This window comes from Frankia sp. CeRuru1 (assembly GCF_977966315.1).
The window spans coordinates 1-1,046 of record NZ_CDWWEW010000542.1 but is presented as its reverse complement, the minus strand read 5'-3'; the positions used below and the strand labels follow the sequence as shown (position 1 = coordinate 1,046).

1 protein-coding gene is annotated in these 1,046 nt (G+C 76.4%); it reads left to right on the top strand.

All coding sequences use genetic code 11. The features are described from left to right. Window positions 1–1,012: tetratricopeptide repeat protein (locus tag AC08OP_RS24060; protein WP_476616258.1), on the top strand; the 1,012-nt coding region annotated here is incomplete at its 5' end. Window positions 1,013–1,046: the final 34 nt, after the last annotated feature.

Genomic DNA, 1,046 nt, shown 5'->3' with positions numbered 1-1,046 from the left:
CCCGGAGCCCCCCGCCACCCTCGACACCCGCCACAGCCTCGCCGTCGCCTACCGCCGGATCGGGGCGGTAGGCGACGCCGTGCCGCTGTTCGAGCAGACCCTCGCCGCCCGCGGACGGGTCCTCGGCCCCGAGCATCCCGCCACCCTCGGCAGCCGCCACCAACTCGCCGTCACCCACCACCAGGCCGGACGGCTCGACGACGCCACGCGCGAGTTCGGCCGCGCGCTGACCGGCCGCGAACACACCCTCGGCCCCGACCACCCCGACACCCTCGAAACGGTCGACGGACTCGCCCGCGCCCACCTGCGGGCCGGACGACTCGATGACGCCGAACGTGAGTTCGGCCGCGCGCTGACCGGCCGGGAACACACCCTCGGCCCCGACCACCCCGAGACCACTGAGACCCGCGAGAACCTCGCCACCGCCCACCTCAGGCTGGGCCGACCCGGCGACGCCGTCCCCCACCTCGAACGCGCCCTCGACCGCCACGAGCACGTCCTCGGCCGCGACCATCCGCGCACCGTCGACGCCCGGAACGCCCTCGCGACGACCTACCGGCGCACCGGCCAGCTTGAGGCGGCCGTGCCGCTGCTCGAACGGCTACTCGCCGACCGGAGTCGGGCGCACGGTGTCAGCGACGCGCGCACCCTGCGCACGGCCGACGGGCTCGCCGAGGTCTACCGGACCACCGGCCGGCTTCCGCAGGCCGTCGACCTGAACGAACGTGTTCTCGCCGTCCGCGAGCGGCTCCTCGGCCCCGGCCACCCCGACACCCGCGCCACCCGGGGCGCCCTCGCCGACACCTACCGCCAGGCCGGCCGGCCCGCCGACGCCGTCCCCCTCTACCGCGCCGCGCTCACCGACGCGCTACGCGAGCACGGCCCGTTCCATCCGGACAGCACCCGGGCCCGTCGCACCCTCGCCGACACTGTTGGCGAGGTCCGCCACGATCAGCCGCCTCTCGAACGGCCGATCCCGGCCGAGCCGAGGTTCCGCCACCGCGACCCCTGACTGACGCCGGCACGCCGGTCACCGCGGGTCGGCC